A 25463-nucleotide genomic window follows, 5' to 3' on the forward strand; every position below is an offset into this window, starting at 1 on the left:
GCTTCATCGGTGTTTGACCGGCAAGTCACGCCCTGGTAACACCAATCAGTGACCCTGGCTTTACACGATGTGCACCCTTACCCAGAGCCGTTCCGAGGGGGGACCTCCACCATGCAGACCGCACCCGTCCGCGCCACACCCATTCCGTCGTTGACCGAGGCACTGCGCGCGGTCGAGTCGTTGCTCATGAGCGGCGGCCAGCGCACCGCCCGCCAGAACGCCTGGACCTCCGTCCAGGAGGACCGCCGTCGTGCCAAGGACCGGGGCGAGGCGCAGCGCGTCCTCGAACAGGCTCTGGCCACCTACTCCTGACACCGCCGTCGTCGGCGCTCCTCGGGCCACGTAGACTTCACGGCATGGCGAGGAAGGAAACCGCGGCGGACGCCGCGAACCCCGGGCGACTCAAGCAGATCGCCCTGACGTACAAGATGACCCGCAAGGCCGACAAGAAGATCGGTCTTGTACTCGCGGCTGTCGGAATTCTCACCTTCGGTGTCTTCCTTGCGATCGGCTTCTTGATCGGTCACCCGATCTATCTCGGCATTCTCGGCCTCCTGCTCGCCTTCCTCGCGACGGCGATCGTGTTCGGGCGTCGGGCCGAGCGGGCCGCCTTCGGGCAGATGGAGGGCCAGCCGGGTGCCGCTGCGGCCGTGCTGGACAACGTCGGCCGAGGCTGGACGACGACTCCGGCGGTGGCGATGAACCGCAGCCAGGACGTGGTGCACCGCGCGGTCGGCAAGGCCGGCATCGTGCTGGTCGCCGAGGGCAACCCGAACCGGGTGAAGAGCCTGCTGGCCGCCGAGAAGAGGAAGATGGCCCGCATCGTCGCGGACGTGCCGGTGCACGACCTGCTCGTCGGCACGGGTGAGGGCCAGATCGAGCTGAAGAAGCTCCGCACGACCATGCTGAAGCTGCCCCGTGTTCTCGCCGGCCCCCAGGTGACCGCCACCAACGACCGGTTGCGGGCGATGGGCGACCTGATGAGCAACATGCCGGTGCCGAAGGGCCCGATGCCCAAGGGGACGCGCATGCCGCGCGGCGGCAAGATGCGCTGACCCGAGCGAGCTCGTACGACGACTCGTACTGCGGCTCGTACTGCGGCTCGTACTGCGGCTCGTACGACGATGGGGGCGCCCGGACTGAATCCGGGCGCCCCCATCGTCGTACGTCGTGGTGGGTCGTACGTCGTGGTGGGTCGTACGTCGTGGTGGAGGGCTGAGGCCTGCCGTTTGGATCACGCTGACTTCAGGTTGCGGTGCCGAGTCTGCAGATGTGCGTGCCACGCCCCGCGGCCCGGGCGTGATCCAGACGAGAGGCCCTAGATCCGTACTTCCACGGTGCGGGCCAGCCGGTCATGGAGGCCTCGGCCGTCGCGGTCCCAGATCAGGGGCGGGAGGGCGAGGAAGAACAGGACCGTTCGCAGTACGGCGCGCAGGGGCTGGACGCGGCCGGTGTCCACGGCGACGACACGTAGGCCGAAAAGTCGCTTGCCCGGGGTGAAACCGAGCGTGCTCAGCGTGAGCAGGAGCAGCGCGAGGAGGATGAGCGGCGCCCAGACCTGCGCCGCCTCGTTGTAGCTGTCCGTGACGAGGCCGTATGCGATCAAGAGGCACAGACCCCAGTCGACGGCCAGGGCGCCGAGCCGGCGTCCGGGGCGGGCGATCGAGCCGGGGCCCTCCTCCGGCAGACCGAGCTGTTCCCCCCGGTATCCGAAGTCGACACCGGCTTCCTCCGCGGCTGCGCGCGGTCCGGAGAGCCACGATCCGATTGCTTGCCTGTTGTCCACCCGACCACCGTACTGCGCGCGATTTTCGATTCGTACAGGTGGGTCGCCCGGCCGGGTTCCGGTTAACTTGGTCGAAACAAATGGGTCACGCCTGAGAAACCACCTGTCCCTAAGGTCGGATCCAACGTGTGCCACCGCACTGGCCGCACGACCGAACTACCACCCCGGCACGGACGGCCGGGAGTAGGAGGAGCTGGATGTTCCAGAACGCCGACGAGGCCAAGAAGTACATCGCGGACGAGGACGTCAAGTTCATCGACGTCCGCTTCTGCGACCTGCCGGGTGTGATGCAGCACTTCACGCTGCCGGCGACGGCCTTCGACCCGGACGAGGAACTCGCCTTCGACGGCTCCTCGATCCGCGGCTTCCAGGCCATCCACGAGTCCGACATGGCGCTCCGCGCCGACCTGTCCACGGCGCGGGTCGACCCGTTCCGCCGTGACAAGACGGTCAACATCAACTTCTTCATCCACGACCCGATCACGGGCGAGCAGTACTCCCGTGACCCGCGCAACGTGGCCAAGAAGGCGGAGGCGTACCTGGCGTCGACCGGTATCGCGGACACCGCGTACTTCGGTCCCGAGGCCGAGTTCTACGTGTTCGACAGCGTGCGCTTCGCGACCGGCGCGAACGAGTCCTTCTACCACATCGACTCCGAGGCCGGCGCCTGGAACACCGGTGCGGTCGAGAACAACCGTGGCTACAAGGTCCGTTACAAGGGCGGTTACTTCCCGACCCCGCCGGTCGACCACTTCGCCGACCTGCGTGCCGAGATCTCCCTGGAGCTGGCCAACTCCGGCCTCCAGGTCGAGCGTCAGCACCACGAGGTGGGCACCGCCGGCCAGGCCGAGATCAACTACAAGTTCAACACGCTGCTCGCCGCGGCCGACGACCTCCAGCTCTTCAAGTACATCGTGAAGAACGTGGCGTGGCGCAACGGCAAGACCGCGACCTTCATGCCGAAGCCGATCTTCGGTGACAACGGCTCGGGCATGCACGTCCACCAGTCGCTGTGGACGGGCGGCTCGCCGCTCTTCTACGACGAGGCCGGCTACGCGGGTCTGTCGGACATCGCCCGCTACTACATCGGCGGCATCCTCAAGCACGCCCCGTCGCTGCTCGCCTTCACCAACCCGACGGTGAACTCGTACCACCGCCTGGTCCCGGGCTTCGAGGCGCCGATCAACCTGGTGTACTCGCAGCGCAACCGCTCCGCGGCCATGCGTATCCCGATCACGGGCTCCAACCCGAAGGCCAAGCGCGTCGAGTTCCGCGCGCCCGACTCCTCCGGCAACCCGTACCTCGCCTTCTCGGCTCTGCTGCTGGCGGGCCTGGACGGCATCAAGAACAAGATCGAGCCCGCCGAGCCGATCGACAAGGACCTGTACGAGCTGGCTCCCGAGGAGCACGCGAGCGTGGCGCAGGTCCCGACCTCCCTCCCGGCCGTCCTCGACTCCCTCGAGCGCGACCACGAGTTCCTCCTCCAGGGCGACGTCTTCACGCCTGACCTGATCGAGACGTGGATCGACTTCAAGCGCACCAACGAGATCGCGCCGCTGCAGCTGCGTCCGCACCCGCACGAGTTCGAGCTCTACTTCGACGTGTGATATCGCCCCAGGTCAGAGCCCCTGTTGGCTCCCCTGGGCCGTCTGTGGGCCGTCGGCCGTGCACTTCCCACTCCGGGAAGAGCACGGCCGTCGGCCTTTTTGCGGTCACGGACCGGGGGGTACGTCCTTGCCGAAGGCTGAGTCGATGGCCCGGCGCGCCCGGTCCTGGCTGTTCGGCATCAAGTGCGTGTACGTCCGCAACGTGAACCCCGGGTCTGAGTGACCGAGATACTCGGCCAGGGCCTTGACGTTCTCTCCCGAGTCCAGCAGCACCGAGGCGTAGTAGTGCCGCAAGGCGTGCATGCCGTGCTCACGCGACGGTTTGAACCGCTCCCCCGGCATCCGTTCCGGGATGACGCCGCCAACAATCAGCGCGGGCTTCCACAGGTACATGTTGAAGTAGTTCCTGTTCAGTGCCTTACGCTCCCGCGAGTAGAACAGCAATTTCACTGTGACCGGCGGGCCGTCCGGGGTCTTCCACGGCAGAGTGACGTCGATAGGGGGCCGGCGAGTGATGTGCGCGGCAAGCGCACCCGACACCACGTCGGGCAGCGGCACTTCTCGCAGCTTGCCGCCCTTGGGCGGGGCGAACACCATCTGCGGGCCGATCAGCTTGACCTGCCGTGCGATATGCAGTGTTCCCCCGTCGAAGTCGACTTCATCGACGGCCAGCCCGAAGATCTCGCCTTGTCGCAAACCGCACCCGGCACCGAGGTCCACTGTTGTTGCGTACTGCTCCGGGAGTCCGCCGCGAACAGCCACCACTCGATCACGCGTCCACGGCTTGATCTTCCGAGGATCAAGCTTGGGCGCTCGAACGGAACCCGCACGGCAGGGATTGCGGGAGATGATGCCGTCATCCACGGCCGCACCGAACACAGCAGAGACGTTCGCAAAAACGGTCCGCTGATACGACGCTGCCATTCCGGAGTCCATGAGGGCCCTTGCCCACGTGCGGATGTGGGTGGGCTGGAATGCAGTCATGGAGCGCGAACCGATGTACGGAAAGGCGTGCAGCCGAAACCGCAACTCCATGTTCACGATGGTGGAAGGGTCCGTGGTCTGAGACGCCAGCCACGCCGTGGCGAAGGCTTTGAACGTCACCTTGCCTGCCGACGGGTCGACGTACTGCCCGCGCGTCATGTCCGTCTCGATGGCGCTCAGCCACTGCTCGGCCAGTCGCTTCTTACCATCTGGGAAGCTCTTGGACCTCTCGGTGCCGTCCGGCCCGATGTACCGGGCACGGTAGCGGAGTCCGGTGCCGTAACGGTCGCTCTTGACGCGGTGGGTCTTGCCGTTGGTGTCGGTTTCGGTCCTGTACCAGCGGTCTTGGATGTGGCCTGCCATTCGGTGGCGGTCCTCTCAACACGCAGCAGGGAGAGCCGCTAGTTAGCGGCTCTCCCTGCTGTCTGCGGTGGGTGTGGGGTTAGGCAGCGTCGTGGTCGGCGGTCTTGCGCTGGGTGACGTAGGTGCGGACGTCGGCGGGGTCGTAGCGGAGGTGCTTGCCGATACGGAATCCGGGCGGACCAAGTCGCTTCTTGCGCCACTGGTAGACGGTCTCTTTGGGCACTTCGAAGATCTCGGCGATGTCGTCGGGAGTGAGGTACCGGTCCGGCAGCCCGGCGCGGAGCATGGCGCGCGGGTCCGGCTGTTCACGTGCGGTGCTCATGGCGTGTCCTCCGTGCGCGGGCCGAGCGGGCTGGGGGCGTCGTGTCTGTCCGAGGTGTGGATTTCTGCGTCATTGCGTCGTGAGCGTCATTTAGGCTTCTGACCTGCGGTTTTAGGTGACGCTCGGGGTTGGTCCTGCGTCATGGATGCGTCATGGGCAGCGTCATCGGTGACGTGGTCCATGACGCGGATGACGCGGGATGACGCAGGCACGGCGGTCTGCGTCATGCCTGTATTCGCAGGTCAGGTGCCGTTTTCCGGCTTGCCTGACGCAGATGACGCAGCGTCTTCCCTCTTAGGACAAAGAGAGGGGGTGTTCTGGTGTAGTGCGGTGCGCCTTCGAGCGTGAAGAAGGAGCCGCTACGCGGCACGTCCTTGGGGCGGGGCTGCGCCCCAAACAGCAAGAAGAGCACGCCGCGCCGGGGCGCCCGGTGCTCTTCTTGCTTGTCCGCGTGAGGGTGGGGAGCGCGGTCAGTGCATCCGGGGCTGGTCGAACGGGGTCGCCGGGGCGGGGCGGGTCATTTCCAGGTATCGGCCCTGGCTGGTGCGGCCGGAGTCGATGAGCACGCCCCGCGCGGCGAGGGTGGGTTGGAGGCGCTTGAGGCGGTCGGAGAGCACCTTGCCGGTCGTCGGCCACCCCTTGGGCAGCGCACGGCAGTCGTCGCCGCTGTAGAGGCGACCGAGGCAGGCCAGCCATTCCGTGGACGTCATCCGCTGCTCACCGCCGGGCTCGATGGTGTCGGCGTGGCGGAGGACGGTCTGTGCCAACAGGTCGCCTTCGATGACGTCGTCGTTGAGGTCGTCCAGCCGGGCCCGGTACGCGGCCAGCGCTCCGAGCCCGGTCGCTGCGTCGAGCTGTGCGCAGAGGTGGGCGAAGTCGGCCATGCGCAGGTCGGTGGGGGTCTCCGCCTGCGCCGCGCGCACCCTGGCGGTGAGGTCGAGCAGGGACCCGAGCACGACGGGTAGCGCTTCCGCGTATTCCGTCCACAGTTCGGCCTCGGTCCGCCGTACGCGGGGGCGTTCCAGGCGGAGCGGGAGCAGGCGTTCGGCGAGGTCGGGGCGGATGACTCCGACGTCGATGCCGGTCAGGAGCAGGGGGCGGCGGTAGCCGACGCGGAAGACGTCCCCGTCGGTGAACAGGGCGCGCTTGACGCTCTCGGCTCCGGTGACGATGCAGCACATCGCATCGGACAGGTCCGGCGACATGTGGGAGAGGTTGTCCAGTGCGGTGACCCATCCCGCCGCCACGGCCGCGATCAGGTTCTCCTCGTCCTTCGGGGCCCGGCGCAGGTCTCCGCTCATGCCCTCGATGATCCGCACGAGCATGCGTCCGCCGGTCGACTTGCCCGCGCCCTGCGGGCCGGTGAGGAACGGGGCGGGGACGGGGACGGACGGTCCGAGGCAGCCGATCAGCCACGCGATGGCCAGGCACTCGTTCTCCGCGCCGGCGAAGTTGCACAGCCGCATCAGCAGGTCGATGCCCTTGCCGTTGGTGTCCTTGACGGGCAGCGGGAGTTCGCCGGTGAGCTGGGTGCGCCGCCAGCACACTTCGCGGGGGTCGGGGGTGAGGATGTCCCAGCCGGTGGGGTGGATGCGGACGGACTGACCGTCGTCGCGTCCCAGGTCGAGCCAGGTTGCTCCGTCGAATCCGGGGGCGACGCGGATGTGCACGGGTTGCACGTTCTCGGACATTGCGAGTGCTTCGATCAGGTCCAGTGCCTCTTTCAGTGCGCTGCCGTTGAAGGAGCCGCGTCCGTCGCGGTAGAGGCCGACCATGAGTTCCTGGCGGTGGCTGCCGGTGGTGCCTTGGGAGCGGATCGGGCGGGCGACGGGCTGGCCGTTCTTCTGCGCGTAGACGGTTCCGTCCGGGGTGCGGAAGTACCGGAAGTGGGATTGCGCGTAGTCGGTGATGATCTGGCGGGCGGGGTTCTTCTCGTCGTCAGCCATGGTCACAGTCCCAACGTGGTGAGGGCATTGGTCCATGCGTCCGTGCAGTGCCGGGGTGTCTCGCCCTTGGCCTGCGCGGCGGTGAACAGCCGGGCGACGTGCGTGTGGGTGAGGCAGCCGCACCGGCCGTGGGTGGACAGCACGGCGAGGAACGTTCGGTAGACGGTCGCGTGTACCGCCTCACGGGCGCCGGTGATGTGCTGCTCTGCCATGGCGATCCCACGGTCCAGTAACACGGGCGAGCGGTGGCGGCACTGTCCGCCCTGGCCTCCCAAGGGTGCTGAGAGGGGCTGTGGCGTCCTACGTGCGGGAGGGGGGTCCGTTAGTGCCAGAGCGCGCACAGTGCCCGGGAGGGCGGCCATGCTGCCGTTGCCCCATCCGAGCCAACGGGCATATCCCACGAGGGACTTGATGTCCACACCGGGCCGCACGCCGTTGGCGGAGCGCATGACGCCCTGGTAGAGCCAGTGCTCACCCCGGGTGGTGCGCACGGTCCGGGTGGTGGGCAGGGTATCGCGGGCCCAGGCGAGGGCTTCCGCGTTGTCGAGGTCGACCACGGTCACTCCGGCGCCGCCGGGGTGGTAGGCGACCGCCGCCGCCTGCCGCCAGGCGGTGGCCCACGCAGGCGAGTTGATGACGTCCGGGTTGGTGGTGGCGGCGGCCCACGCGTGGCAGACGCGGGGGCAGTGGCAGGGGCCGGGGGTTTTCATGTTGGGCCGTCCGCCGCACGCGTTCTTCGCGCAGGTACGGCAGTTGCCGAACGGCACCTTCCCCGCCCGCAGCGGCAGCGGTGGCACACCGGCCGCCGCCAGACTGAGCGCGGTGCGCAGATGTTCGTTCATGCGGCGGCCCTCCCTTCGAGGGCGAGGAACTGTGCGGCGATCCACTGGGTGTAGGCGGGGGGTACGGCTTTGCGGGCTTCGAGGTTGGTCATCCAGGTGCAGCCCATGGCGTCCGCGTAGGCGCGCTCGCCCTTGTGGACGAAGGCGAGGAGGTCTTTGCGGTGCCAGCACGGGGCGACCAGGTCCCCGCCGCCGCCCCACGAGGTCTCGAAGACGCGGTGGCGGCGCAGGTTGAGGCCGAACTGGGTTCCGCACAGCAGGTAGTCGGGGCGCAGGATGCCCGCGGTCGCGGTCTCGGGGACGTTCTCGATGACCCACGGCCGGCCGCTCGCCTGCATCGCTGCGCGTCCGGGGCCGATCAGGTCGGGGTGGTCGCCGGGGTTGCCGCGCCATTTGGTGACGGTGGCCCATCGCTCGCACGGCCAGGAGCCGTGGATGAGGTCGAAGGCGTGTCCGTGTTCGGCGGCGTAGTCGATGCCGTCGGCCTGGATGAACGGGAAGGGGTAGTTCGGCATGGGCGCGGTGTCGACCCCCACCACGTCGAACCCGGCGAGGTAGTAGCCCATGGACAGGCCCCCGGCACCGCAGCACAGGTCCAGCACCCGCAGGCCGTTCGGACGCCGCAACGGCAGCACACGCGCGTTCACGCGGCCACCCCCATCCGGGCGGTGGCGAGGTGGGTGAGCGCGGCGGCACCGATGTGGTGGGCGTAGGCGGGCGGGATGCACTCGCGGATGCCGTCCCGGTTCATCCACGGCACCCGCATGACGCGCCGGGCCAGGTCGACGCCGGAGAAGTTGCCCACGAACTGGCCGTAGTGGCCGGGCGGGACGGGGCGCCCCATCTTCGCCTGCGGGACCAGGTGGGCGGGGTGGTCCGGCTGCGTAAGCGTCCAGCCGCCGGTCTCGAAAAACCGGTGCCGGTAGGTGGCCAGGTGGAACATGGGCCCGCACAGCATCACGGGATCACGGAGCTTGGGCGCCGCCCCTCCCACGTTCTCCATGACCCACGGGCGCCCGGTCGTTTCGAGGGCGGCGCGGGTGGGGGCGATGAGGTCGGGGTGGGGGTTGCCCTGGATGCGCTGGCAGGCGGTGTCGTGCTGGCACGGCGGGGACGCGTGGATGAAGTCGAACCCGCTCCCGTGGGCGAGGACGAACGCGATCGCGTCGGCCTGGACGAACGCGAACGGGTAGCGGGGCTGCGGGACGATGTCGACGCCGGTGACGTCGAAGCCGGCGTCGTCGTAGCCCTTGGCGGCGCCGCCTTGGCAGCAGAACAGGTCCAGCAGACGCGGCTTATGGCCGCGTACTCGCCGGATGTCAGTGGGTTGGGTCATGCTGGGAGACCTCCACAGGTCTGTTGAGGGCAGGTGGACAAGGGCGGCCCCGGGTTCTTGGCGGAATGGGGGCCGCCCTTGGCGTAGCTACTGGTTGTTGGCCCAGTGGGCGTATTCGTGGCGGACGTAGCCGCGCGGGTGGGCGAGCGTGGCCGGGTGCTGTGGCCCGTTCGGGTCGCTGCCGTGGTCGATCTCGATGAGCTGGCGGGCGGCGTTGGCCGCGATGTCGTCGGTGCCGTTGGGGATGCCTTCGGCCTCGTAGTCCAGCGCGATGCGGTCGAGCAGGGCGGCTTTGCGCAGCCAGTACTCCCGGTCCACGTCGCCACCGGGCGGGTTCTTGGCGAGCGTCCTTGTGGTGGAAGCGGTCCACGCGATCTCGTAGGGGATGGCGGGGGCGGTGGCGTAGGCGTCTTCCGGTGTGGGCCATGCTGTCGGCCCCGCCTCGGGCCGGTCCGTCTCCTCGCGGGTGAGGTCGGTGAGGTGGTCGGCCCGGACGTAGAAGCGGTGGCTCTTGCCGTTGTCGGTGGGGTAGACGGTCACGGTGCCGGTGGCGAAGGTCTTGTCCAGCGCGGCGACGACGCGGTCGGTGTCGGCGGATTCACAGATGACGCGGATCTCGAACACGGTTCTCCTTCGGGGGGTGTTCAGCCGTGGATGCGGTTGCGCTTGACGACCGCCTTGCGGACGTGGGTGGTGGTGTTCTCCTGCCGCACGGGCCCGGCGTAGTGGTGGTGGTGCGTGTCCGGGGTGGCTTCGGCGACGCGGCTGAACAGGCGGGCGATGGCGAGGATCGGCACGGCGACGGCGGCGGGGGCCGCGCAGATCATGCCGATCACGGTGGGGTCCGCTTGCCGGGACGCGATGAGGACCCCGATGGCGATGAGTCCGGGCGGCACGGTGGCCAGCCCGGCGGTGAGCATGAGGCGGCTCGCGTCCACGGCCCGCTGCGACATGGGCGGAGTGCCGGGCTGGGTGACGGGCGGGGTGTCGCCGTAGGCGGGCAGGGGGCTGGTGTCGCGGTAGGCGGTGGGCGTGTGGGGTGCGGGCCGGTAGGCGTCGGCGATCAGCCGGCTCGCCTCGGTGGCCGCTTCCGCGTCGCTCATCCTCGTGTCGGATGCGGGCGGGCCGGGGGTGGTCTCGGGGAACATCGCGGCGGTTCCTTCCGGTGCTTGGTGGGTGGCGGGGCAGGCAGGCACACCCCGCCGGGGGTGGGGTTGGGAGGGGTTGGGAGGGGTTGGGCAGGGGGCGGTCAGACCCCCTCTACCTGCCTTACCTCGCAGGTCACAGCCCTTTACCGCCCCCTCTACCGGGGTAAAGAGCCCCCTCTACTCCGCAGCGCTCCCGCGAGCCGGTGCGCGGCGCGGTGGAGGGGGTGCGGTGTGGGGGTGGGGTAGAGGGGGAGGGCTTTACCTGCCGGTGCTCAGCAGGATCTCGGCGGGCACGGCGGCCTCGATGTCGCGTCGCTGGTAGCCCGCCCCGTTGGCGCCGCTGATCTTGACCTGCTTGCTCGTCCGCTTCACTCCGGCGCTCTCCAGCTCCGAGGCGAGGCGTTCGGCGTTAAGGTCGCCGTAGGTGTCCTCGTCGAGGTTGACGAGACCGGCGAGCAGGTCGGTGGTGAACATGCGCGGCGAGTGCCGCATGACGTCCAGCACGTCGGAGACGATGGCGGGCACGGTCAGGCCGGCCGCGTCGGCGGCGGCGGTGACGTCGCCTGCCGCGTCCCCGGTGAGCTGTCCGGCGGCCTCGCGCAGGGCGCGGCCCTTGCGGCACAGTGCGGCGAACCCGGGGCCGTCCAGGTAGTCGGCCCGCACGGTCACGAACGAGGCCGGACCGGTGACCAGCACACCCACACCCTTGTGGTCCTCCGACAGCACCGACGCGTCGGCGCCCTGAGCGGCCTTGCCCTTGCCCAGCACCATGTCGGAACTGGTGCGGTCGACCACCTGTGTCGAGTAGCGGATGGTGATGATCTCCCGCAGCTTGGGCGGCACCGATTCCGCGTCGGGGCGCTGTGAGGCGAAGTTGGAGATGAACCCGGCCGCCGGTCCCCGGCGGGCGACGCGGCACAGGTCGTTGATGACCTGCTCCCGGTCCTCGCGTTCCATCGCGGTGAAGTACTCCTGCAGTTCGTCGATGGTCACGAAGATGACCGGCAGGTTGTACTTGACCATGATGTCCGGGGTCAGTTTGCCTTCCGGGCACACCGACGTCGGCAGGTCCCGCAGCAGCGCGAACCGGCGTTCCATCTCCACCAGCAGCTCTTGCAGCATGGCCTTGAGCGCTTCGATCGCGTCGTCCTCGGCGCCCATGATGAGCCGGTGGGCGATCGCCTTCGCGGGCATCCAGTCGGCGCCGCCCTTGCCGTCGGCGATGTAGTGGCGCACGTAGGCGTCCAGCAGACCGGCCGCCGTCAGCAGCCGCTGCGAGAACGTCTTGCCCCGGCGAGGCAGACCACCGAAGAACATCGACTGCCACATGACCGGCAGCGCGACGCGGTTGCCGCGGGCGTCCTGCCCGAACGGGACCGCGTCCCAGATGGAGAACTTCTCCGCCTTCTCCAGCGGCGACGGGTTGAGGGGGCCCAGGTAGGGGTCGTCGTCGGCCACCCACATCGACACCCGGCCGGCGTTGCCGCCCTTGGCCGCGCGCACCCGGGACATGATGACCTGGATCTCGTCGACCCCGAGTTCCTGCGCGATCACCTCCCGCTTCGCGAGGACATCGGAAGCGGTTTTGCCGCCGCCCCTCGGCATGTCGAAGATCACGGCCCAGCCACGGCCGTCGCGGACCGGGCCCATCGTGCACGACACCCTCGGAAGGTCCTTGTCGTCGTCCTTGCCGCTGCCGCTTTTGAGGAGGCCGGCGGCCCGCAGCGACTCGTTGAGCTGCTGCGCGGACATGTCCACCCGCAGCGGCGGCGCCGCCTGGTCCAGCAGACGGGTTTCCTTGCCCCGGCCGAGGTAGGCGAGCGGGGTGGTGACGGCCGCCGCTATGCCGGCCTGGAGGAGTGGGGGCGCCAGCGCGATACCGACAGCGGCGGCGGTGACCGCCGCCGCTGCGGCACCGAAACGCCAACGCCGGGTCTGGGTACGGGTGTAGTGCGCGACTTGCAGCCGCACGGCCAGGTCGACGTCTTCGGGCTTGACCTTGACCTGCGCACGCAGAGCCTTGACGGTCGCGGTGTGGTCCTGCGCCGACAGCGTCGGCCACAGACCGGCCGCAGCCCGGAAGAAGCCACGCGCGGCCAGCAGAATCGTCTTGACCAGGTACTTCGGGGTACGGAAGCCGTGGTAACGGGTGTGCCACCAGGTGAGCCGGCCGAACGCCTGGACGTTCGCGACCACCGAGGCACGCGAACGCGCCCACGCCGGCAGAACGTCCGCGTCGGGCAGGGCGAGCCAGTCGACCAGCGGGTTGTCGGGGCGGTCAACCGCTTCCCCTGCCGGGGTGTCGTCGATGTCCGTGATGCCGGCGGGTGCGGAAGGCGTCTTGGCCAGGTCGACGACCAGCGCCGTACGGGAAGTGCGGTGGTCGTCCAGGCGGTGGACGGTCCCCACAGGGGCGTCGTCCGTGGCGGGTTCAGACATGAGGGGATGACTCCTGACTGCCCTGATCAGGGCGGGAGTTGGAAAGGAAAGAGGGAGGGGGCGTGGTGGGCGTGGTCACCACCAGCCGGAGGACTTCTTGGCGGCCTTGGCGGCGGCGGCCTCGTTGACGATCCGCTGCCGCTCCTTCTCGAACGCGACGATCTCCGCCATCAGCCGCGTCTCAGCGCTGTTCCACGCCGTTTCGAGCTTCCGTTCGGCGCGGGTGGTGCTCCGTCCGCGCACGACGCGGACGGACCCGCCGACCGTGGCACGGATGATCGCGCGCCGTTCCGGGCCGTTCAGCGGCCACATCTCGAACTCACGGACCGCATCCAGCTTCCGGTTCGCCAACTGGATCTCACGGTCTAGGTGGCGGGTGTTGGGCTTGCCCATGGTCAGGAACTCCTCGGGGAATCACAGGGGGAAGGATCGGGGTAGGCGCAGGTCACGCACGTGCCGAGGGATGCAGGGATGACGTATCCGGCATCCGTGCGGCACTGCGGACACGTGCGGCGCGCGGTGTTGGCCTTCGCCAGCGCGGCCCACTTGGCCGGCGTCATCGGCCGGACCGGCTTGGCGCAGTCGAGGCGGTAGAGGTAGGCGACCAGCGGGCCGCGCCGGTAGCGCGGACGCAGCACCTGACCGGCGACGGGCTGACCGCCGGGACGCAGACCGCGCGCCCTCAGCTGCCGGAACGTGGCGTAGCCGTCCGGGGCGCACCGCCACGGGAACGTGGGGATGCCGTGACGGGCGCCGGTCGGGTCGAAACACTTGCCGTAGGCGCCGCTCATCAGGCGACCGCCGTAGCGGCACGCTCGGCTTTCAGCGTGTCGCGCAGCATCCGGGCGTTGGCCGGGGACGTGCGGACCACTCGGCGGATGCCCTCTGCGGTCAGCGCCTTGTCCGACCAACCGGCCGTCTCCATGCGTGCCTCATCGAGCAGTTGGGTGGCGCTCCGCTTCGGGCGGGGTGACCGGGCGACGTCGGCAACCCTGCCGGTCGCCCGACGCGGGCGAGTCGACTCAGCCGCCGTCACGCACCCCTCGATCACCGGGACGGGAATCGGGGCGGGGACGGTCGGTACAGGCTTGAGGGGAAGAACCGACTTCACATGCGACTCGGCCACCGGATCGGGTATCCGCACCACCGATGCGGTGATCGTTGCGGGGGTCGATTCCGGCAGGTCAGGGGTAGACCGATAACCGATAGTCTCGGTCGATTTCTCCGCATTTCTGATCGGGTTCGGAATCGGGTCGGGGACCGGGGCAGGGCGGTGGTGCAGCACCTTGGCGACCAGATCGGATCCGAAGTAGATCGACCCGACCGGAAGCGACGTGGCGAGCAGGACCAGTGCCCAGTTGGCGGGGTCCCAGTCGGCGAGCCGTCCCCAGTCGACCGTGGCGCCGTGCAGCTCGGGAACGAGACCGTGGACGTAGTTGAGGACCAGTGAGGCGAGCGTGTAGGTGCCCAGCACCCGCAGCGCGAACTTCCGATCGTCGTCGGCGAGGACGAGGGTGGCGACCAGGGCCAGAGCCATCAGACCGTCGACCACGAACGGGTAGAGGGTCGCGGCGGTGTCATCCGCGCCGACCGCGTTGGCGATGTCCCGCAACGCGTTCCACGAGACGCGGAACGCCATGGCGACGACCGCGACCAGGGCCAGCACGAGGGCGGCCCGACCCTTGCGGTTGAGGCTCACCGAAACCACCCCCGCTTCCGAGGTGCCGGGGCGGTGGCCTGTGCTTCCTGCTGCTCCCAGCGGCGGGCCTCGTCCTCACGGCCGTCCAGCCGGGCCAGGTGCGCGGCCTGCTGACGCGGCGACATCGCCACCCACTCACGATGCGTGGCAGCAGCGACCGGACGCGAGGGCGCGGGAGTGTCAGCGGAGCGGGCGGCCTGCTGAGCCGCGTACTGCTGCTCGGCCGTCTGCATGTCCTTGAACCGGCGACCCATCACGCACCCCCTACCGTGAGCACAGCGGCAACGATGAGCAGGGCGCCGCCGGCGCAGGTCAGATCGACCGCGCGCTTGAGGCCGGTGAACTTCACCACCGCGATCCGGGACAGACCCGCGATGTCCGCGCCCATGTCCTCGGTGAGGGCGGCGGTGATCTGCTCGGGGGTGAGCGTGGCCCACAGCGGGAACCCCCGCCCACCACCGAGGTTCGGGCGGACCGAGCGCAGCAGCAGACCAGCCGCCGCGACCAGACCGAGGATGCCGGTACCGCCCACGGTGAGGGCGGCGGTGTTGAGCGGCAGGTCGCGGGCGACAGTCCAGGTGCCGGCCAGGACCGCACCGACGAACGCCAGCAACAGCCCGGTCTTGGTGTCGGTCCGTGCGATCTCCGCTTTCACCTCGGCGTGCGCGGCCGTCAGGCTCTCCTCGGCGGTCCTCACGCGCCCACCCCCGGCAGGGGCGCGGCCGTGTTCGCCAGCTCGCGGCCGGCGGCGAGCACCCGGCGTCGGGCCCGGCGGATACGCCGGACGTCCAGCTCGGTGGGGGTGCGGTCCATGGTGATGATCTGCGCGTCCAGCAGGTCGACCTGCGCGAGGATCAGAGGCATTTCACGCTCGATGCCGTCCAGCTCAGCGGCCGTCGGCTCCATCCATTCGGCGAACGCGGTAACAGTGTCCTGAACAGTGACGATGTGCTTCATGGGTCGTGGTCTCCCTAGCAGGTGTTACGGCCCGAAGCGGCGTCCGGGGGGCAACCCGGGCGCCGCGCGCCGTTGATGAAGTAGGTGAGGTCAGCCGTTGCGGCCGTAGGCCTCGTTCAGCTCCGCCACCGCGTCCTTGCACTCGCCGGACGTGATGCGGTCGTAGACCTCCTGACCGCGCTGTGCAGACTCCGGCGAGGTCAGGTCGGTGGTGGACTCCTGCGACTGCACATGGAGGGTTTTCAGCGGTGCCGCTCCAGGGTGAGGACGGCCTTGGCGATTGACGTCATGCGGTTCGGGCTGCATCGGGCTCTGCGGAAGATTCGCCAGGATTTGAGGCGGGCGATTCCTCGTTCGACGGGTACGCGAGCGGCGGACAGCGCCCGGTTGACCGTCCGCTCGGTCGTGGTGAGTTCACCTTGGGGCGGTCGGCGTTTGGGGGTGGTGACCCACTCGCCCGCGCCGATGTAGGCCATGTCGGCGAGAATGGGGACGCCTTGGCGCTCGCAGATCCTGATGATCTTGTGGGTGCGGGCGGCGGTCAGGTCGTGTGTGCGGCCGGGCAGGGCAGGTGAGAGCCACAGTGTGCGACCGGCCGGGTCCGTGATGACCTGCACGTTCACACCGTGCCGCTTGTGCTTCGTCGAATAGTCTGCGCGCCCGTCGCCGACCCGGTCGCACTCGGCGAGCGTGCCGTCCACGAGAACGTAGTCGGGGTCTGTCTCGCGCAGGACCTTCAGCAGGCCCGGCGCCATGTCGGCCAGGTGCTCGACGACGGTGGTGACGTACGCGTGGGCGGTGCCGACGGAGATACGGAAACCTGCGGCGAGCTGAGCCAGGGGGTCGTGCCGGCGCAGGTATGCCAGAGCGATCACCGCACGCTCGGACGGCCGGAGTTTGCAGCGCCGGTCACCCTCACGGGTGACGATCAGCATCGTCACCCACTCCACGAGTGCGTGCGGCAGGTCGAGTGCGGCAGGATACGGGACCAACAGGGTTCCTGAGCTGGAGAGTTGAGACCTAGACACCTCTCTCAACGGCACGGGGACCCTGTCCGTTGCTTATGGTCCCGCCGTCACCCGTCCGGGGGCCACTCTGAAAACCCTCATGGACTCCTGATGTGTCGTAGGTGGTGGACCAGGCCGGACGAACCGGCCGGCTCCCCGCGCTCCCATCCGTACGGCCCCCGCACTGAAGCGGGTCCGGACGGGTGGGAGAGGCAGCCGGCCCGCAGCGCGCTCGCGCTGCGGAACCAGGGGTGGACCGGAGATGTACGGCGCCGGTGGTCGGTCCTGACTGCGGCGCCTGGGTATGTCGTCGGTTCACACCGACCTCCCTCAGCGAGAAGGGCAAGCGGCTTCACCGGTGCACCCTTGCGGGGCGGACCGGTCCCGAGCCGGTGAATCGGGCGCGTCATCGTCACTGCTCTGACGCTCAGCAGGGCAGCGCGCGCCGGGTGGCACGCGGCGGGTTGACCTCCCGTGCGGAAGGGATGATCCCGGCCGGTGTTCTCCAGAGCCGACGCGCGGGACAGGACAGGTTCACCTGCCACGAAGTGGCTGCCAACGGCCATCACCCCGGCCGTTCGGGGGACGGGACGCATAGCCCGTCAGAGTTGAATCTCTATTGAATTCTCAACGAACGGACACTGCCTTCGTACTCACCCCTGCGGGCTTTCCTCCGGGCGTCGAAGTCGTCCAGGGGCGATGCACCCGCCATGAGCACGGGCGCATCAAGGTGCAGCGGCTCCCGATCGACGTTCCAACCGGCGGGCACATCCCTAAGGTTCCCTAGGGTTCCCTGTGGTGTCAAGCGGTAGGGTAGGGAACCTCAGGGAACCGAGACGAGGGAGCAGGCGAAATGGCCGGTCAGGCCGACAATCGGGCGCCGTACGCAAAGATTGCCGCCCACTACGCGGAGCTGATCGCGTCCGGCCAACTACCGCCGGGAACGCTCCTGCCGAGCATCAAGAACCTGTCGGAACAGTGGAGCGTGAGCACGGCCACGGCTGAGAAGGCGTTGCGCAAGCTGCGCAACGAAGGCATGGTCCGGGGTATCCACGGGATCGGAACGGAAGTCCTGGATCAGCCGGGCCCCATGTCGTCGGGGTCTCAGCGCCAGGACCGGGGCCGTCGTACCGGATCAAGTTGGGGATCCGGCGAACGATCCGACTCGCACAAGGCTGACGTGGTCCCTGCTCCTCTGGATGTGGCGCAGGCGCTTGGTATCGAGCCTCGCTCCGACGTGATTCGTCGGAGCCGTGTCTACCGGGACCGACACGGCATCGTGGCGCACAGTACGTCTTGGATCCCCGCTCGTTACGGGAAGCTGATCCCGCAGCTGGCGAAGAGTGAGCGATTGACTGGGGGCACCTCACTCCAGCTCATTGCTGAGGCGACCGGCCTGCCAATCAGCCATCGGATCGACACCGCCTCAGCGCGCCTGCTGACGACGGAAGACACCCAGCTCTTGGAGTTGGACCCGGAGAACCCGCCTGCGGAACCCGTTGTCGTGATGACCGCGAAGTTCATCGACAGTGAAAACAACGTCGTGGAATACGGCGTTGACCTCGGTGGCCCAGGCCGCACCTGGCGGACGGAATCGGAGGTTTCCCCGTGACGACCTTGGATGACACGCTGTTGAGCGTGCTTGAAGATCGGATGGGCGCTCTATTCGCCGCCCGCCGTACCGGCACGCTCGCACCCGGAGCCGAAGTGGAAATCTCCGCGATCTCCCAGACCCTTACGAGACCGATGACCTCACGTTCGCCGTTCTGCGTCCTCATGGCCGGGCTCCCCGGTTCCGGCAAGACCACGCTGTCCCGAGTCCTCACCGATCGCGGCTTCGTGCGCCTGTGCCCGGATGAGGAGATGTACCGCCGACACGGCGTGTATGGGGTGGACTTCCCGCGAGGCACCTTCCCCACCCTTGAACGGCCGGTCCTTGAAGATGTCGCGGTTGAACTGCGCGAACTGCTTCAGATGGGGCGTGATGTCGTGGTCGACCATGGCTTCTGGACTCCGGACGATCGAGCCCGGTGGCGAACCATCGCGACCGACGCCGGCGCCACTCCGCTACTGGTCTATCTCGACGCGAGCCATGACGAACTCTGGTCGAGAATCAACAAGCGCAACGAGTTCCACGCCGATGATCCGAACTCGATCTACTTTTCCGAGAGCGATCTTCAGCGCTACCGCACCCGCTTCGTTCCTCCCGGGGCAGACGAACTGCATCTCACGTACCACGGCGATCCTGTGGCCGTGGTTTCGGCCCTCGGTTTTTCCTGATCCCTATAGTTTCTTCATCGTCTTCCGAAGTTCGGTTAGAAGTTGCGATGGCGTCAGATCTGACTTCTCGTGCTGCCTTCCCCGACGCCCCGTTGAGAGCTGAACCTGGACTGCAAACTTTCCAGACTTCTCGCGTACGGCGCACACTTCTACACCCAATGCGGTTTTTGTGGCGCTGCCGAGGAAGCATGCTTCATGTCCCTGATGGGGATCGATGCGCCGCCAAGGGCGAGGGTAGTGGGAACATGAAGCAAGTTGATTGGCGAAGTCCTGTGCGCTCTTGGGTCGTTGGGCTGGATCGAGAGACAGTGCCTGCCCAATTGTGCGGACCACGCTCAGCGAAACGTGTGGGGCAATGGAGCGCAGATCCAAGAATTCCTCAGAAAGGATCTTCTGTCTTCTCTCTTCGTTCTTCATGCTGCGTGGGCCGGTCGGGTAGTGACCGGTAAGCAGGTAGAAGACGGTTGCCGCCAGAGAATAGATGTCCGTGGCGATCGAGCACCCAGGATCCTCCGGAGATACCACTTCGGGCGCAACGGTAGCGTACGAGCCGGTCGCCGAAGTCTTGCCGTCGGCGTCCATCGCCGCTGCCATGCCTAGGTCGCCTAGCAATACGTGCCCGTTATCATCCAAGTACGCGTTGCCGGGCTTCACATCACGGTGCAGCAAGCCTTCCCGATGCATGCGATCCAGCCCGTAGCCCAGGTGCTCTCCCCAGCGAACCGCAGACAGGGCGTCTACGCCGAAGCCATCTGCGACATCCTCAAGATCGCCACCGGTGATCACGGGCGTAGTGATATATCGAATGTCTGTGTCATCGACGAGGTCGGCGTTGAGTACTGGAAGGAGATACGGGCTACGCAAGAGTTCCAGAACCTGCGCCTCATCCCATGTGGCAGGTTCGTTCTGCTTCGGGGTCAACAGCTTGAGCGCCACCTCGTTTCCCAGGTGATCATCTGCGACGCGGAAGACCTGGCCGTTTGAGCCGTTGCCGAGGTGCCCGAGTACCCGGTATCGGCCATCGATACGGTCGCCAGTTTGGGCGGCCGGGAGTGCAGACATGACCAACACCCTATAGTGCTTGCCATGTTGGTGGTGGGAGTGAGCGTTGGGTTTCCAACGTCGGGCAAGCCTGTGGTCAGTCTCGTCGTCCTAGAGGGAGGACGAGGTGACCCGGTGTTCGTGGAGTCCTGCGAGATCAAGACGGCTGAGAAGGAGGTCTTTGAGCAAATCATCGATCTTGGCCGCAAGTTCCATAGCAAACTCTCTGGGCTTAAACCAGAGGCGGTAGTGCTACGTATTGCTGATATTCCGACGAGGGCCAGTAGGGCGGCTGGTCCGCGGCATCGCCTCATGATTGAGGGCGCACTGGCCTATGTGTGCAACGAACAGAAAGTACAGAATGTCGCGCTGTGTACTGGCAGGGAAGTAGGAATTGAACTTGGGATGAGCAAGGCCGACGCTCAGGCTTGTGGTGAGCGCCTTGATGCGAAGCACCCTGAGGCTGCCTCGGCGGGAATTGTTGCCTTGCCGTCAGAGTCCTGAGTCGGTAGTGCGGCCGCAAGCTTGCCAGGAAGTGGGGCGAGTTTCGTTCAGTACAACGAGTTCGTCTACGCCGCAATCAGCGGCAGCGGCAGCGACGTCTGTTACCTGGTGCAGCACGGCCGCCCGAATGTGGTCAGCGCCGGCGTGACGTGCTGTTCGGGCAGCTTTCGCGACAGAGGTGCCGCTAGCGAGGTTTACGTCGATGATCAACACTTTGGATCCCGTGCTTCCGTCACCGATGAGACGCATTAGGCCACCCGACGCAAGGAGTACGGCACTTACTAGACGCTCTGCTACTGGACTAGCCGCGATCACCGTTTGCGCTCCGAAGGCATGCGCAACTTCCGTGACCTGCTCCACAGCGGCACGCAACTGGTCAGGCTGCGCAAGTCGATCAATGTTGGTCTGCGCCGTTCCGACAGCCGCTAGCAAGTCGCTCATGCACGTCACCCCTCATGCTTTCGGCCCGCTGCCTTGCCTCAGTCTCGCCCGTTCAACGAGGAGTTGCCAACACCGTTGCGCAAGCCGTTACCGAAGCCGCGCAATGGACGAAAACTGGTCGCTTCAGTGGTGTGCTTCGGTCACATCGGCGAAGGAAAGCATCGTACTTCCCGAGCGATTCAAGTGTCAGAACGTCCCATAGGGTGGTCGAGCTGTCGGTGACTTCAGCGTCCAGGGCCGGGTGAGTCACCGCGTGCTACGCCTCGCCGTGAGAGCTGGAGATTGCGGAGCGTTCGGTCGGGCGGTCGCTGGGCCTGCCTGCGGGCACCAGGTAGAGGTGCGATACCGAGATCGGTAATCCGTCGGTCGGCCGCATCCGAGGGGACTACCGCGCACCAGTTCCCCCAGACGTCCCCCGAACTGGTCGCCCCCCCCGTAGTCCCAGGTCAACTAGGGCAGACACGGCCCGCTGTAAATCTGCCGGCCGTGCCTTGCTCGCTTCGGCCCATGACGCCGTCCCGCCAACGACACTGCTGGTGCGGGGCCGTCCATGGGCCGTCCAAGGGGAACCAACGACGACCAACGACGACCTGCAACGACGGCATACCCACTGGTCAGGCAAACAATGCCCGGAATCCGCCGAGGTGGGCGACCTGGGGCGTCACTTCTTCGACGTGTGAGTCGGCCGGCGCCACCAGGCGCCCGGTAACCGTGTACGTCAGCGCCCTCGCCCCGGTTCCGGTGGCGGGGGCGTTCGGCGTCTCACGTCCGGCGTTGTCGTTTCGGGGCCGGTCGCCTGGGGTGGCGGGGACACCCTCAGAGGGGCGTTGTCAGAGGGGCGCCCTATGCTGCACAGACCGCGCACGGTCATGGGAACAGACGGGACACGGAAGGCAACGGGGATGACGGGGAAGTCCGAACACGACGACAGCGAGCGGGAGTTCGACTACCGGTGGGCGCGCGACGCCCCGCACAAGGAGCCTTCCGCCCGGGCCCGCATGCTCGCGGCCCGCTGGAAGGAGAACCCGCCGGAGCCGGTGCCGTTCCGGGGCGAACCCGAGGCGTCGGGGCCACGCAGGTCGTCGTGGATATCGACGGCCCTGGTCCTCGGCTGCGTCGCCGCGATCATCCTGCTGCTCGGGTACACCCGGTTCCAGGCCCCTTACTAGCCCCCGAGGCGCGCCTGCGCCTCGGGTCCCCTTTGCCCCACCCAGGGTTCGGAGGCGGGTGCTCGGCGGCTCGGGCTGGTCCATCTGTACAAGCGCGGGACCTTTTGTCCCTTCTCTCGCCTGACCGGTGGTAACGCGGCCGTGCGGCGGCCATCGTGATGACGGTCGACGGCGGGGCAGCCCGCTCGATCGCGTTGCAGGTGAGGACGCGCTCACCGACGGTCCGCGGATCGAGCAGGACCTGACCCGCTGGTTCCCCGTGGGGGTGCCCCGGTCTGTGAGACGGACCGACCGGAGGCACGCCCCCTTTCTCTACTCCCTGCTTCCCTTTCCCTTATCGGCCCCGGCGGTTCTGGCGACGTGTCTGGGCAGGGCGCTCGCGCCGGTAGCGGCGCTCCCACCTGGCCTGCTGGTCCCGGCGCTGGCGGTAGGCGCGGTAGCTGGCGGGCGCGGAGCCCGTGGCCGGGCCGCCACCTCCGGACGAGGAGGTTGCCGTACCGCTCCCCGTGCGGCCATAGCGGTAATAGACGTAGAGCAGACCGGCGGCGGCGAGCCACAGGACGCTGTTCTTGAAGCCCATGATGATCAGAACGACGATCGCGGAAATGATCAAGGTGCCCATGACGGGACTCCTTGTGGGTGGTGTGGACGGCTGAGCGGTGAGGTGCGGTGCGTGACGGTGTGCGTCGGGCGAGGCTCTGGGGGTGGGCGTCCGTCCGTCGGTGCGTAGAGAGTAGCCCCGAGTCCTGCAAGTCATGCCTGTCCGGCGGAAAGCGGTATGGACGGCTTCGCTGTGCCTGTCCAGCGTAGGGACGGCAGAGGAGTCCGCGCATCCGGATTTCGCGGTGTGTGCGACGGGAGTGGCGTGAGTGAATGGGCGTATGAGTGAGCTGCTTCCGTTCGTGTGCGATGTCGACGGTGAACGACTCAGCGGGGTGTACGGGGGTGATCGGGACCGGGACTCGGATGGTGGCTCGGGCGGGGGCTCGGGCGGGCCCGCCGTCGTTCTCCTGCACGGTGCCGGCCACGGGAGCAAGGAGCGGTTGATGCCGTTGCTCGCCGAGTTCGTCGCACGTGGCTGCCAGGGGCTCGCCTTCGACTTCTCCGGGCACGGTGAAAGTACGGGTGAGCTGCGGGAGTTGAGCCTGCGGCGGCGGTTCGAGCAGGCCGTCGGTGTCATCGGGGCACGGGTTCCGGTGGGCAGGCCGCTCGTGCTGGTGGGGTTCAGCATGAGTGGGCAGACGGTGGCCGATCTTGTCGGCCACTACGGCGAGCGGGTCGCCGGTGTCGGGTTGTGCGCGCCTGCCGTGTACGGGGCCGAGGCGTGGGATGTGCCGTTCGGTGAGGGGAGTGGCCGCTTCAGCGAGTTGATCCGGACGCCGGGCAGTTGGCGCGGGGCGCCGGCGCTGGGTGTGCTGCGGGCGTTCGCGGGGCGGGCGGTGCTGGTGGTGCCGGGGACCGATCACGTCATTCCGGGCGAGGTGACGGAGGCGGTGGCGGAGGCGTTGGCGGCGCGGGCGGAGTTCACGCGGCTCGAACTGGCGGACGCGGATCACTTCTTGGGGCTCTGGTTGCGTGAGCATCCGGAGGAGCGGCGGGGGTTGGTGGATGCGGTGTTGAAGGGGGTTGGGTGAGCAGGGGGTTTCGCCCCCGCCGCCCCTACCCGTCCCATCCTGTTCCTGGGGGCTGCGCCCCAAGACCCCCGCATCGGCCCTGAACGGGCCTCGTCCCCAAACGCCGGACGGGCTGGAACGGTGCCGGCCCAGTGACGCCGGAGGGCCGGAGGGCCGGGTGCCCTGGTATGGACGAGGCACCCGGCGTCCGTTCAGCGGGAGTAGCGCATCAGGGCTCGGACCATGTGGCACGTCGTTTCCGACGGGGGGTGGACGCCGATCAGGTCCGCCGCGCTGCGGATCCTTTCGTTGCGGGCCTGGTTCGGCATGTAGACGCCGGAGTCGAGCAGGGCGATCGCGAGCCGCATCGCCTTGAGTCGGCGGTTGTGCGTGACGTACCACTCGCGGGGGCGCCCCGGCGGCAGCGGGCGCTTCTCCACGGGGGTGCACGGCAGTTCGAGCAGGACCCCCCTCTTGGCGGTGGACTGGGTGGGCGACGGCTTGAGAGCGGCAGCGGGCACAGGCATCCTCCTGTCGCGGTCAGGGTGGCACCGGACCCCCCGGCGACACCCTCGAACACTGCTTCTATTCTACTGCCCGGCACTGACAAAAGCCCCTGGCCACAAGGCCTCTGACGTACCGTGAGCCCCATGGAAATCTGGATCAACCCGGCCTGCTCCAAGTGCCGCGGAGCCCTGTCCCTGCTCGACGCCGAGGCCGCCGAATACACCGTCCGCCGCTACCTGGAGGACCAGCCCACCGAGGACGAGATCCGCGACGTACTCGACCGGCTCGGCCTCGAACCCTGGGACATAACCCGGACCCAGGAAGCCGTCGCCAAGGAGTTGGGGGTGCGGGAGTGGGGACGGGAAGCGAAAGACCGGGAGCAGTGGGTCGCCGCTCTCGCCTCGCATCCCAAGCTCATCCAGCGGCCCATCATCACCGCCGATGACGGCAGTGCTGTGGTGGCCCGCACGGACGAGGCCGTGCGGGATGCTCTGGGCCGGCGTCCATCTGCGTGACGTACGTCACTTCGACGACCCTTGTGGCCGGTGAGTGACCTCGTTCGATATCTCGTACATAGCGGCGTACGCTCCCCTATCCCTTCAGGAGGCGCGCATGTCGCGCAGGAGAACTGTCAGTACGAAGAAGAAGCTGGCGCTGCTGGTCGGTGCCGGGGTGGTGGCGGGCGGTGGCGCTTTCGCCATGGCGGCCACCTCCAACGCGGCGCAGACCGCCGCGGACTCGACCGTCTGCCAGGGGCTCGCCACCGCCCTCGGCAACAACCAGAAGTTCATCGCGGACCAACGGGCCGCTCCCGACGCCCAGTCGGCGGCCCGGATCGCGAACCGTGACGCGGTCGTCGCGCAGATCAAGGTGCAGCAGGAAGCGTCCGGGTGCGTGGTTGGGGAGTCGGCTCAGGACTCCCAGGTCACGCAGCCCGCCACCCAGCCCGCGCCGCCCGGATCGCCTGCTCAGACCGCCACGCCCGCCACGCCGGCCGACCCGGCGGCGCCCGCGGACGGGCAGCAGGTCTGCGACGGGTCCACCGTCACCCTCTCCGGGGAGGGCGGGGCACCCGCCGCCTCCAGCAACCAGTTCCCCGCCGGGACCACGTTGCGCGTCACCAACCTGGACAACAACAAGTCCACGACGGTGGAGGTCACCTCGTTCTCCGGCAGTTGCGCGCTGCTCAACAACGCGGCTTTCGAGCAGGTTCGCGAGCCCGGCAAGTTCCTGATCCGCCGGGCGCTGATCGAGAAGGTGGGGTGACGTTCCGGCGCTGACACCCGCTCGGACAAGGGTCCTGTCGCTCCCGGCCAGGGGCGGCAGGGCCCTCCCGTTTCTCCGAAGTCCGTCTTGTTCCCATCAATCCCCTCCACCACCTCAACCCCTTCGCATACGAGTCCCGGGGCGCTCCCCCTCGTTTCCCCTCCGCGACTCCGTGCCACCCTCCCCACGTGAAACGCACCACAAGA

Annotated in this window: 31 protein-coding genes; 10 read left to right on the forward strand and 21 right to left on the reverse strand. The window is 68.0% G+C overall.

All coding sequences use genetic code 11. The features are described 5' to 3' along the window. Window positions 1-111: 111 nt before the first annotated feature. Both IEY89_RS07610 and IEY89_RS07615 read left to right on the forward strand, forming a co-directional pair. Window positions 112-312: an SCO2195 family GlnR-regulated protein gene (locus IEY89_RS07610; protein ID WP_189146518.1), complete on the forward strand. Its 201-nt coding sequence runs from the start codon at window positions 112-114 to the stop codon at window positions 310-312. Between the two features lie 44 nt (window positions 313-356). Beyond that, window positions 357-1055 carry a DUF4191 domain-containing protein gene (locus tag IEY89_RS07615; protein WP_189146519.1) on the forward strand — a complete coding sequence of 233 codons (699 nt, stop codon included), beginning with the start codon at window positions 357-359 and terminating at the stop codon, window positions 1053-1055. A 263-nt stretch (window positions 1056-1318) separates the two neighbouring features. Here the strand turns inward: IEY89_RS07615 and IEY89_RS07620 are convergent, their stop codons facing one another. Beyond that, window positions 1319-1786 (reverse strand): RDD family protein, encoded by a 468-nt coding sequence (locus tag IEY89_RS07620; RefSeq protein ID WP_189146520.1) that lies wholly within the window; start codon window positions 1784-1786, stop codon window positions 1319-1321. A 197-nt stretch (window positions 1787-1983) separates the two neighbouring features. Here IEY89_RS07620 and glnA point away from each other — a divergent pair, with 197 nt between their 5' ends. Next, a complete protein-coding gene (glnA, locus tag IEY89_RS07625; RefSeq protein ID WP_189146521.1) occupies window positions 1984-3393 on the forward strand; it encodes a type I glutamate--ammonia ligase in 1410 nt (469 codons plus the stop codon). Between the two features lie 105 nt (window positions 3394-3498). Here the strand turns inward: glnA and IEY89_RS07630 are convergent, their stop codons facing one another. From IEY89_RS07630 to IEY89_RS07710, 17 genes are all read right to left on the reverse strand, one after another. Continuing rightward, window positions 3499-4740 (reverse strand): tyrosine-type recombinase/integrase, encoded by a 1242-nt coding sequence (locus IEY89_RS07630; protein WP_189146522.1) that lies wholly within the window; start codon window positions 4738-4740, stop codon window positions 3499-3501. 79 nt (window positions 4741-4819) lie between these two features. Beyond that, window positions 4820-5062 (reverse strand): helix-turn-helix domain-containing protein, encoded by a 243-nt coding sequence (locus tag IEY89_RS07635; RefSeq protein ID WP_189146523.1) that lies wholly within the window; start codon window positions 5060-5062, stop codon window positions 4820-4822. 470 nt (window positions 5063-5532) lie between these two features. Beyond that, window positions 5533-7008, reverse strand: coding sequence for an AICE element replication initiation protein (locus IEY89_RS07640; protein WP_189146524.1), 1476 nt, complete (start codon window positions 7006-7008; stop codon window positions 5533-5535). 2 nt (window positions 7009-7010) lie between these two features. Continuing rightward, window positions 7011-7850, reverse strand: a complete 840-nt coding sequence (locus IEY89_RS07645) for a bifunctional DNA primase/polymerase (protein WP_189146525.1) — start codon at window positions 7848-7850, stop codon at window positions 7011-7013. Then, window positions 7847-8497, reverse strand: coding sequence for a DNA cytosine methyltransferase (locus IEY89_RS07650; protein ID WP_189146526.1), 651 nt, complete (start codon window positions 8495-8497; stop codon window positions 7847-7849). The genes IEY89_RS07645 and IEY89_RS07650 overlap by 4 nt, the downstream gene beginning before the upstream one ends. After that, window positions 8494-9186 (reverse strand): DNA cytosine methyltransferase, encoded by a 693-nt coding sequence (locus IEY89_RS07655; RefSeq protein WP_189146527.1) that lies wholly within the window; start codon window positions 9184-9186, stop codon window positions 8494-8496. Before IEY89_RS07655 ends, IEY89_RS07650 begins: the two co-directional genes overlap by 4 nt. A gap of 87 nt (window positions 9187-9273) precedes the next feature. Continuing rightward, window positions 9274-9810: a hypothetical protein gene (locus IEY89_RS07660; protein WP_189146528.1), complete on the reverse strand. Its 537-nt coding sequence runs from the start codon at window positions 9808-9810 to the stop codon at window positions 9274-9276. Window positions 9811-9830: 20 nt separating this feature from the next. Continuing rightward, on the reverse strand, window positions 9831-10334 hold the full coding sequence (locus IEY89_RS07665) for a hypothetical protein (RefSeq protein ID WP_189146529.1): 504 nt from the start codon (window positions 10332-10334) through the stop codon (window positions 9831-9833). A 258-nt stretch (window positions 10335-10592) separates the two neighbouring features. Next, window positions 10593-12773: a cell division protein FtsK gene (locus IEY89_RS07670; RefSeq protein WP_189146530.1), complete on the reverse strand. Its 2181-nt coding sequence runs from the start codon at window positions 12771-12773 to the stop codon at window positions 10593-10595. Between the two features lie 75 nt (window positions 12774-12848). Beyond that, complete coding sequence (locus IEY89_RS07675; protein ID WP_189146531.1) at window positions 12849-13166, reverse strand: hypothetical protein; 318 nt, start codon at window positions 13164-13166, stop codon at window positions 12849-12851. A 2-nt stretch (window positions 13167-13168) separates the two neighbouring features. Then, the gene (locus IEY89_RS07680; RefSeq protein ID WP_189146532.1) at window positions 13169-13564 is read right to left on the reverse strand and encodes an RRQRL motif-containing zinc-binding protein; all 396 of its coding nucleotides are present in this window, start codon (window positions 13562-13564) and stop codon (window positions 13169-13171) included. Continuing rightward, window positions 13564-14472, reverse strand: coding sequence for a DUF2637 domain-containing protein (locus tag IEY89_RS07685; protein ID WP_189146533.1), 909 nt, complete (start codon window positions 14470-14472; stop codon window positions 13564-13566). The genes IEY89_RS07680 and IEY89_RS07685 overlap by 1 nt, the downstream gene beginning before the upstream one ends. Then, window positions 14469-14726: a hypothetical protein gene (locus IEY89_RS07690; protein WP_189146534.1), complete on the reverse strand. Its 258-nt coding sequence runs from the start codon at window positions 14724-14726 to the stop codon at window positions 14469-14471. The genes IEY89_RS07685 and IEY89_RS07690 overlap by 4 nt, the downstream gene beginning before the upstream one ends. After that, the gene (locus IEY89_RS07695; protein WP_189146535.1) at window positions 14726-15169 is read right to left on the reverse strand and encodes a Pycsar system effector family protein; all 444 of its coding nucleotides are present in this window, start codon (window positions 15167-15169) and stop codon (window positions 14726-14728) included. Before IEY89_RS07695 ends, IEY89_RS07690 begins: the two co-directional genes overlap by 1 nt. Next, on the reverse strand, window positions 15166-15429 hold the full coding sequence (locus IEY89_RS07700) for a DUF6284 family protein (RefSeq protein WP_189146536.1): 264 nt from the start codon (window positions 15427-15429) through the stop codon (window positions 15166-15168). The genes IEY89_RS07695 and IEY89_RS07700 overlap by 4 nt, the downstream gene beginning before the upstream one ends. 90 nt (window positions 15430-15519) lie before the next feature. After that, window positions 15520-15660 carry a hypothetical protein gene (locus IEY89_RS07705; protein WP_189146537.1) on the reverse strand — a complete coding sequence of 47 codons (141 nt, stop codon included), beginning with the start codon at window positions 15658-15660 and terminating at the stop codon, window positions 15520-15522. An 11-nt stretch (window positions 15661-15671) separates the two neighbouring features. Then, on the reverse strand, window positions 15672-16421 hold the full coding sequence (locus tag IEY89_RS07710) for a transposase family protein (protein ID WP_189146538.1): 750 nt from the start codon (window positions 16419-16421) through the stop codon (window positions 15672-15674). An 868-nt stretch (window positions 16422-17289) separates the two neighbouring features. On the opposite strand from IEY89_RS07710, the gene IEY89_RS07715 reads away from it, so the two are divergent. Together IEY89_RS07715 and IEY89_RS07720 are read left to right on the forward strand one after the other, a co-directional pair. Continuing rightward, the gene (locus tag IEY89_RS07715; RefSeq protein WP_189146539.1) at window positions 17290-18048 is read left to right on the forward strand and encodes a GntR family transcriptional regulator; all 759 of its coding nucleotides are present in this window, start codon (window positions 17290-17292) and stop codon (window positions 18046-18048) included. Next, a complete protein-coding gene (locus tag IEY89_RS07720) occupies window positions 18045-18716 on the forward strand; it encodes an AAA family ATPase (protein ID WP_189146540.1) in 672 nt (223 codons plus the stop codon). Before IEY89_RS07715 ends, IEY89_RS07720 begins: the two co-directional genes overlap by 4 nt. 3 nt (window positions 18717-18719) lie before the next feature. Here the strand turns inward: IEY89_RS07720 and IEY89_RS07725 are convergent, their stop codons facing one another. Beyond that, window positions 18720-19778, reverse strand: a complete 1059-nt coding sequence (locus IEY89_RS07725; RefSeq protein WP_189146541.1) for a serine/threonine-protein kinase — start codon at window positions 19776-19778, stop codon at window positions 18720-18722. 24 nt (window positions 19779-19802) lie between these two features. Between IEY89_RS07725 and IEY89_RS07730 the strand changes: the two genes are divergently transcribed. Continuing rightward, window positions 19803-20261, forward strand: coding sequence for a hypothetical protein (locus tag IEY89_RS07730; protein WP_189146542.1), 459 nt, complete (start codon window positions 19803-19805; stop codon window positions 20259-20261). A 1343-nt stretch (window positions 20262-21604) separates the two neighbouring features. Beyond that, window positions 21605-21871, forward strand: coding sequence for an SCO2583/SCO2584 N-terminal domain-containing protein (locus tag IEY89_RS07735; RefSeq protein WP_189146543.1), 267 nt, complete (start codon window positions 21605-21607; stop codon window positions 21869-21871). Window positions 21872-22205: 334 nt separating this feature from the next. On the opposite strand, the gene IEY89_RS07740 is transcribed toward IEY89_RS07735, so the two are convergent. After that, complete coding sequence (locus IEY89_RS07740; RefSeq protein WP_189146544.1) at window positions 22206-22493, reverse strand: hypothetical protein; 288 nt, start codon at window positions 22491-22493, stop codon at window positions 22206-22208. 259 nt (window positions 22494-22752) lie between these two features. Here IEY89_RS07740 and IEY89_RS07745 point away from each other — a divergent pair, with 259 nt between their 5' ends. After that, window positions 22753-23505, forward strand: a complete 753-nt coding sequence (locus IEY89_RS07745; protein WP_189146545.1) for an alpha/beta hydrolase — start codon at window positions 22753-22755, stop codon at window positions 23503-23505. A gap of 191 nt (window positions 23506-23696) precedes the next feature. On the opposite strand, the gene IEY89_RS07750 is transcribed toward IEY89_RS07745, so the two are convergent. Continuing rightward, window positions 23697-24005, reverse strand: coding sequence for a hypothetical protein (locus IEY89_RS07750; protein WP_189146546.1), 309 nt, complete (start codon window positions 24003-24005; stop codon window positions 23697-23699). A gap of 129 nt (window positions 24006-24134) precedes the next feature. On the opposite strand from IEY89_RS07750, the gene IEY89_RS07755 reads away from it, so the two are divergent. Continuing rightward, window positions 24135-24506 carry an arsenate reductase family protein gene (locus tag IEY89_RS07755; protein WP_189146547.1) on the forward strand — a complete coding sequence of 124 codons (372 nt, stop codon included), beginning with the start codon at window positions 24135-24137 and terminating at the stop codon, window positions 24504-24506. Between the two features lie 97 nt (window positions 24507-24603). Next, window positions 24604-25257, forward strand: coding sequence for an SCO2207 family protein (locus tag IEY89_RS07760; protein ID WP_189146548.1), 654 nt, complete (start codon window positions 24604-24606; stop codon window positions 25255-25257). Window positions 25258-25463: the final 206 nt, after the last annotated feature.

This window comes from Streptomyces lacrimifluminis (assembly GCF_014646095.1).
GTDB classification, from domain to species: Bacteria; Actinomycetota; Actinomycetes; order Streptomycetales; family Streptomycetaceae; genus Streptomyces; species Streptomyces lacrimifluminis.

Bases quoted from the DNA above. Each gene is read 5' to 3' on its own strand.
- IEY89_RS07745 (WP_189146545.1), top strand. From the start codon at position 22,753: ATGAGTGAGCTGCTTCCGTTCGTGTGCGATGTCGACGGTGAACGACTC.
- IEY89_RS07675 (WP_189146531.1), bottom strand. From the start codon at position 13,166: ATGGGCAAGCCCAACACCCGCCACCTAGACCGTGAGATCCAGTTGGCG.
- IEY89_RS07755 (WP_189146547.1), top strand. From the start codon at position 24,135: ATGGAAATCTGGATCAACCCGGCCTGCTCCAAGTGCCGCGGAGCCCTG.
- IEY89_RS07655 (WP_189146527.1), bottom strand. From the start codon at position 9,186: ATGACCCAACCCACTGACATCCGGCGAGTACGCGGCCATAAGCCGCGT.
- IEY89_RS07610 (WP_189146518.1), top strand. From the start codon at position 112: ATGCAGACCGCACCCGTCCGCGCCACACCCATTCCGTCGTTGACCGAG.
- IEY89_RS07725 (WP_189146541.1), bottom strand. From the start codon at position 19,778: ATGTCTGCACTCCCGGCCGCCCAAACTGGCGACCGTATCGATGGCCGA.
- IEY89_RS07680 (WP_189146532.1), bottom strand. From the start codon at position 13,564: ATGAGCGGCGCCTACGGCAAGTGTTTCGACCCGACCGGCGCCCGTCAC.
- IEY89_RS07645 (WP_189146525.1), bottom strand. From the start codon at position 7,850: ATGAACGAACATCTGCGCACCGCGCTCAGTCTGGCGGCGGCCGGTGTG.
- IEY89_RS07715 (WP_189146539.1), top strand. From the start codon at position 17,290: ATGGCCGGTCAGGCCGACAATCGGGCGCCGTACGCAAAGATTGCCGCC.
- IEY89_RS07700 (WP_189146536.1), bottom strand. From the start codon at position 15,429: ATGAAGCACATCGTCACTGTTCAGGACACTGTTACCGCGTTCGCCGAA.
- IEY89_RS07735 (WP_189146543.1), top strand. From the start codon at position 21,605: ATGACGGGGAAGTCCGAACACGACGACAGCGAGCGGGAGTTCGACTAC.
- IEY89_RS07615 (WP_189146519.1), top strand. From the start codon at position 357: ATGGCGAGGAAGGAAACCGCGGCGGACGCCGCGAACCCCGGGCGACTC.
- IEY89_RS07740 (WP_189146544.1), bottom strand. From the start codon at position 22,493: ATGGGCACCTTGATCATTTCCGCGATCGTCGTTCTGATCATCATGGGC.
- IEY89_RS07635 (WP_189146523.1), bottom strand. From the start codon at position 5,062: ATGAGCACCGCACGTGAACAGCCGGACCCGCGCGCCATGCTCCGCGCC.
- IEY89_RS07665 (WP_189146529.1), bottom strand. From the start codon at position 10,334: ATGTTCCCCGAGACCACCCCCGGCCCGCCCGCATCCGACACGAGGATG.
- IEY89_RS07640 (WP_189146524.1), bottom strand. From the start codon at position 7,008: ATGGCTGACGACGAGAAGAACCCCGCCCGCCAGATCATCACCGACTAC.
- IEY89_RS07730 (WP_189146542.1), top strand. From the start codon at position 19,803: ATGTTGGTGGTGGGAGTGAGCGTTGGGTTTCCAACGTCGGGCAAGCCT.
- IEY89_RS07670 (WP_189146530.1), bottom strand. From the start codon at position 12,773: ATGTCTGAACCCGCCACGGACGACGCCCCTGTGGGGACCGTCCACCGC.
- IEY89_RS07690 (WP_189146534.1), bottom strand. From the start codon at position 14,726: ATGGGTCGCCGGTTCAAGGACATGCAGACGGCCGAGCAGCAGTACGCG.
- IEY89_RS07760 (WP_189146548.1), top strand. From the start codon at position 24,604: ATGTCGCGCAGGAGAACTGTCAGTACGAAGAAGAAGCTGGCGCTGCTG.
- IEY89_RS07630 (WP_189146522.1), bottom strand. From the start codon at position 4,740: ATGGCAGGCCACATCCAAGACCGCTGGTACAGGACCGAAACCGACACC.
- glnA (WP_189146521.1), top strand. From the start codon at position 1,984: ATGTTCCAGAACGCCGACGAGGCCAAGAAGTACATCGCGGACGAGGAC.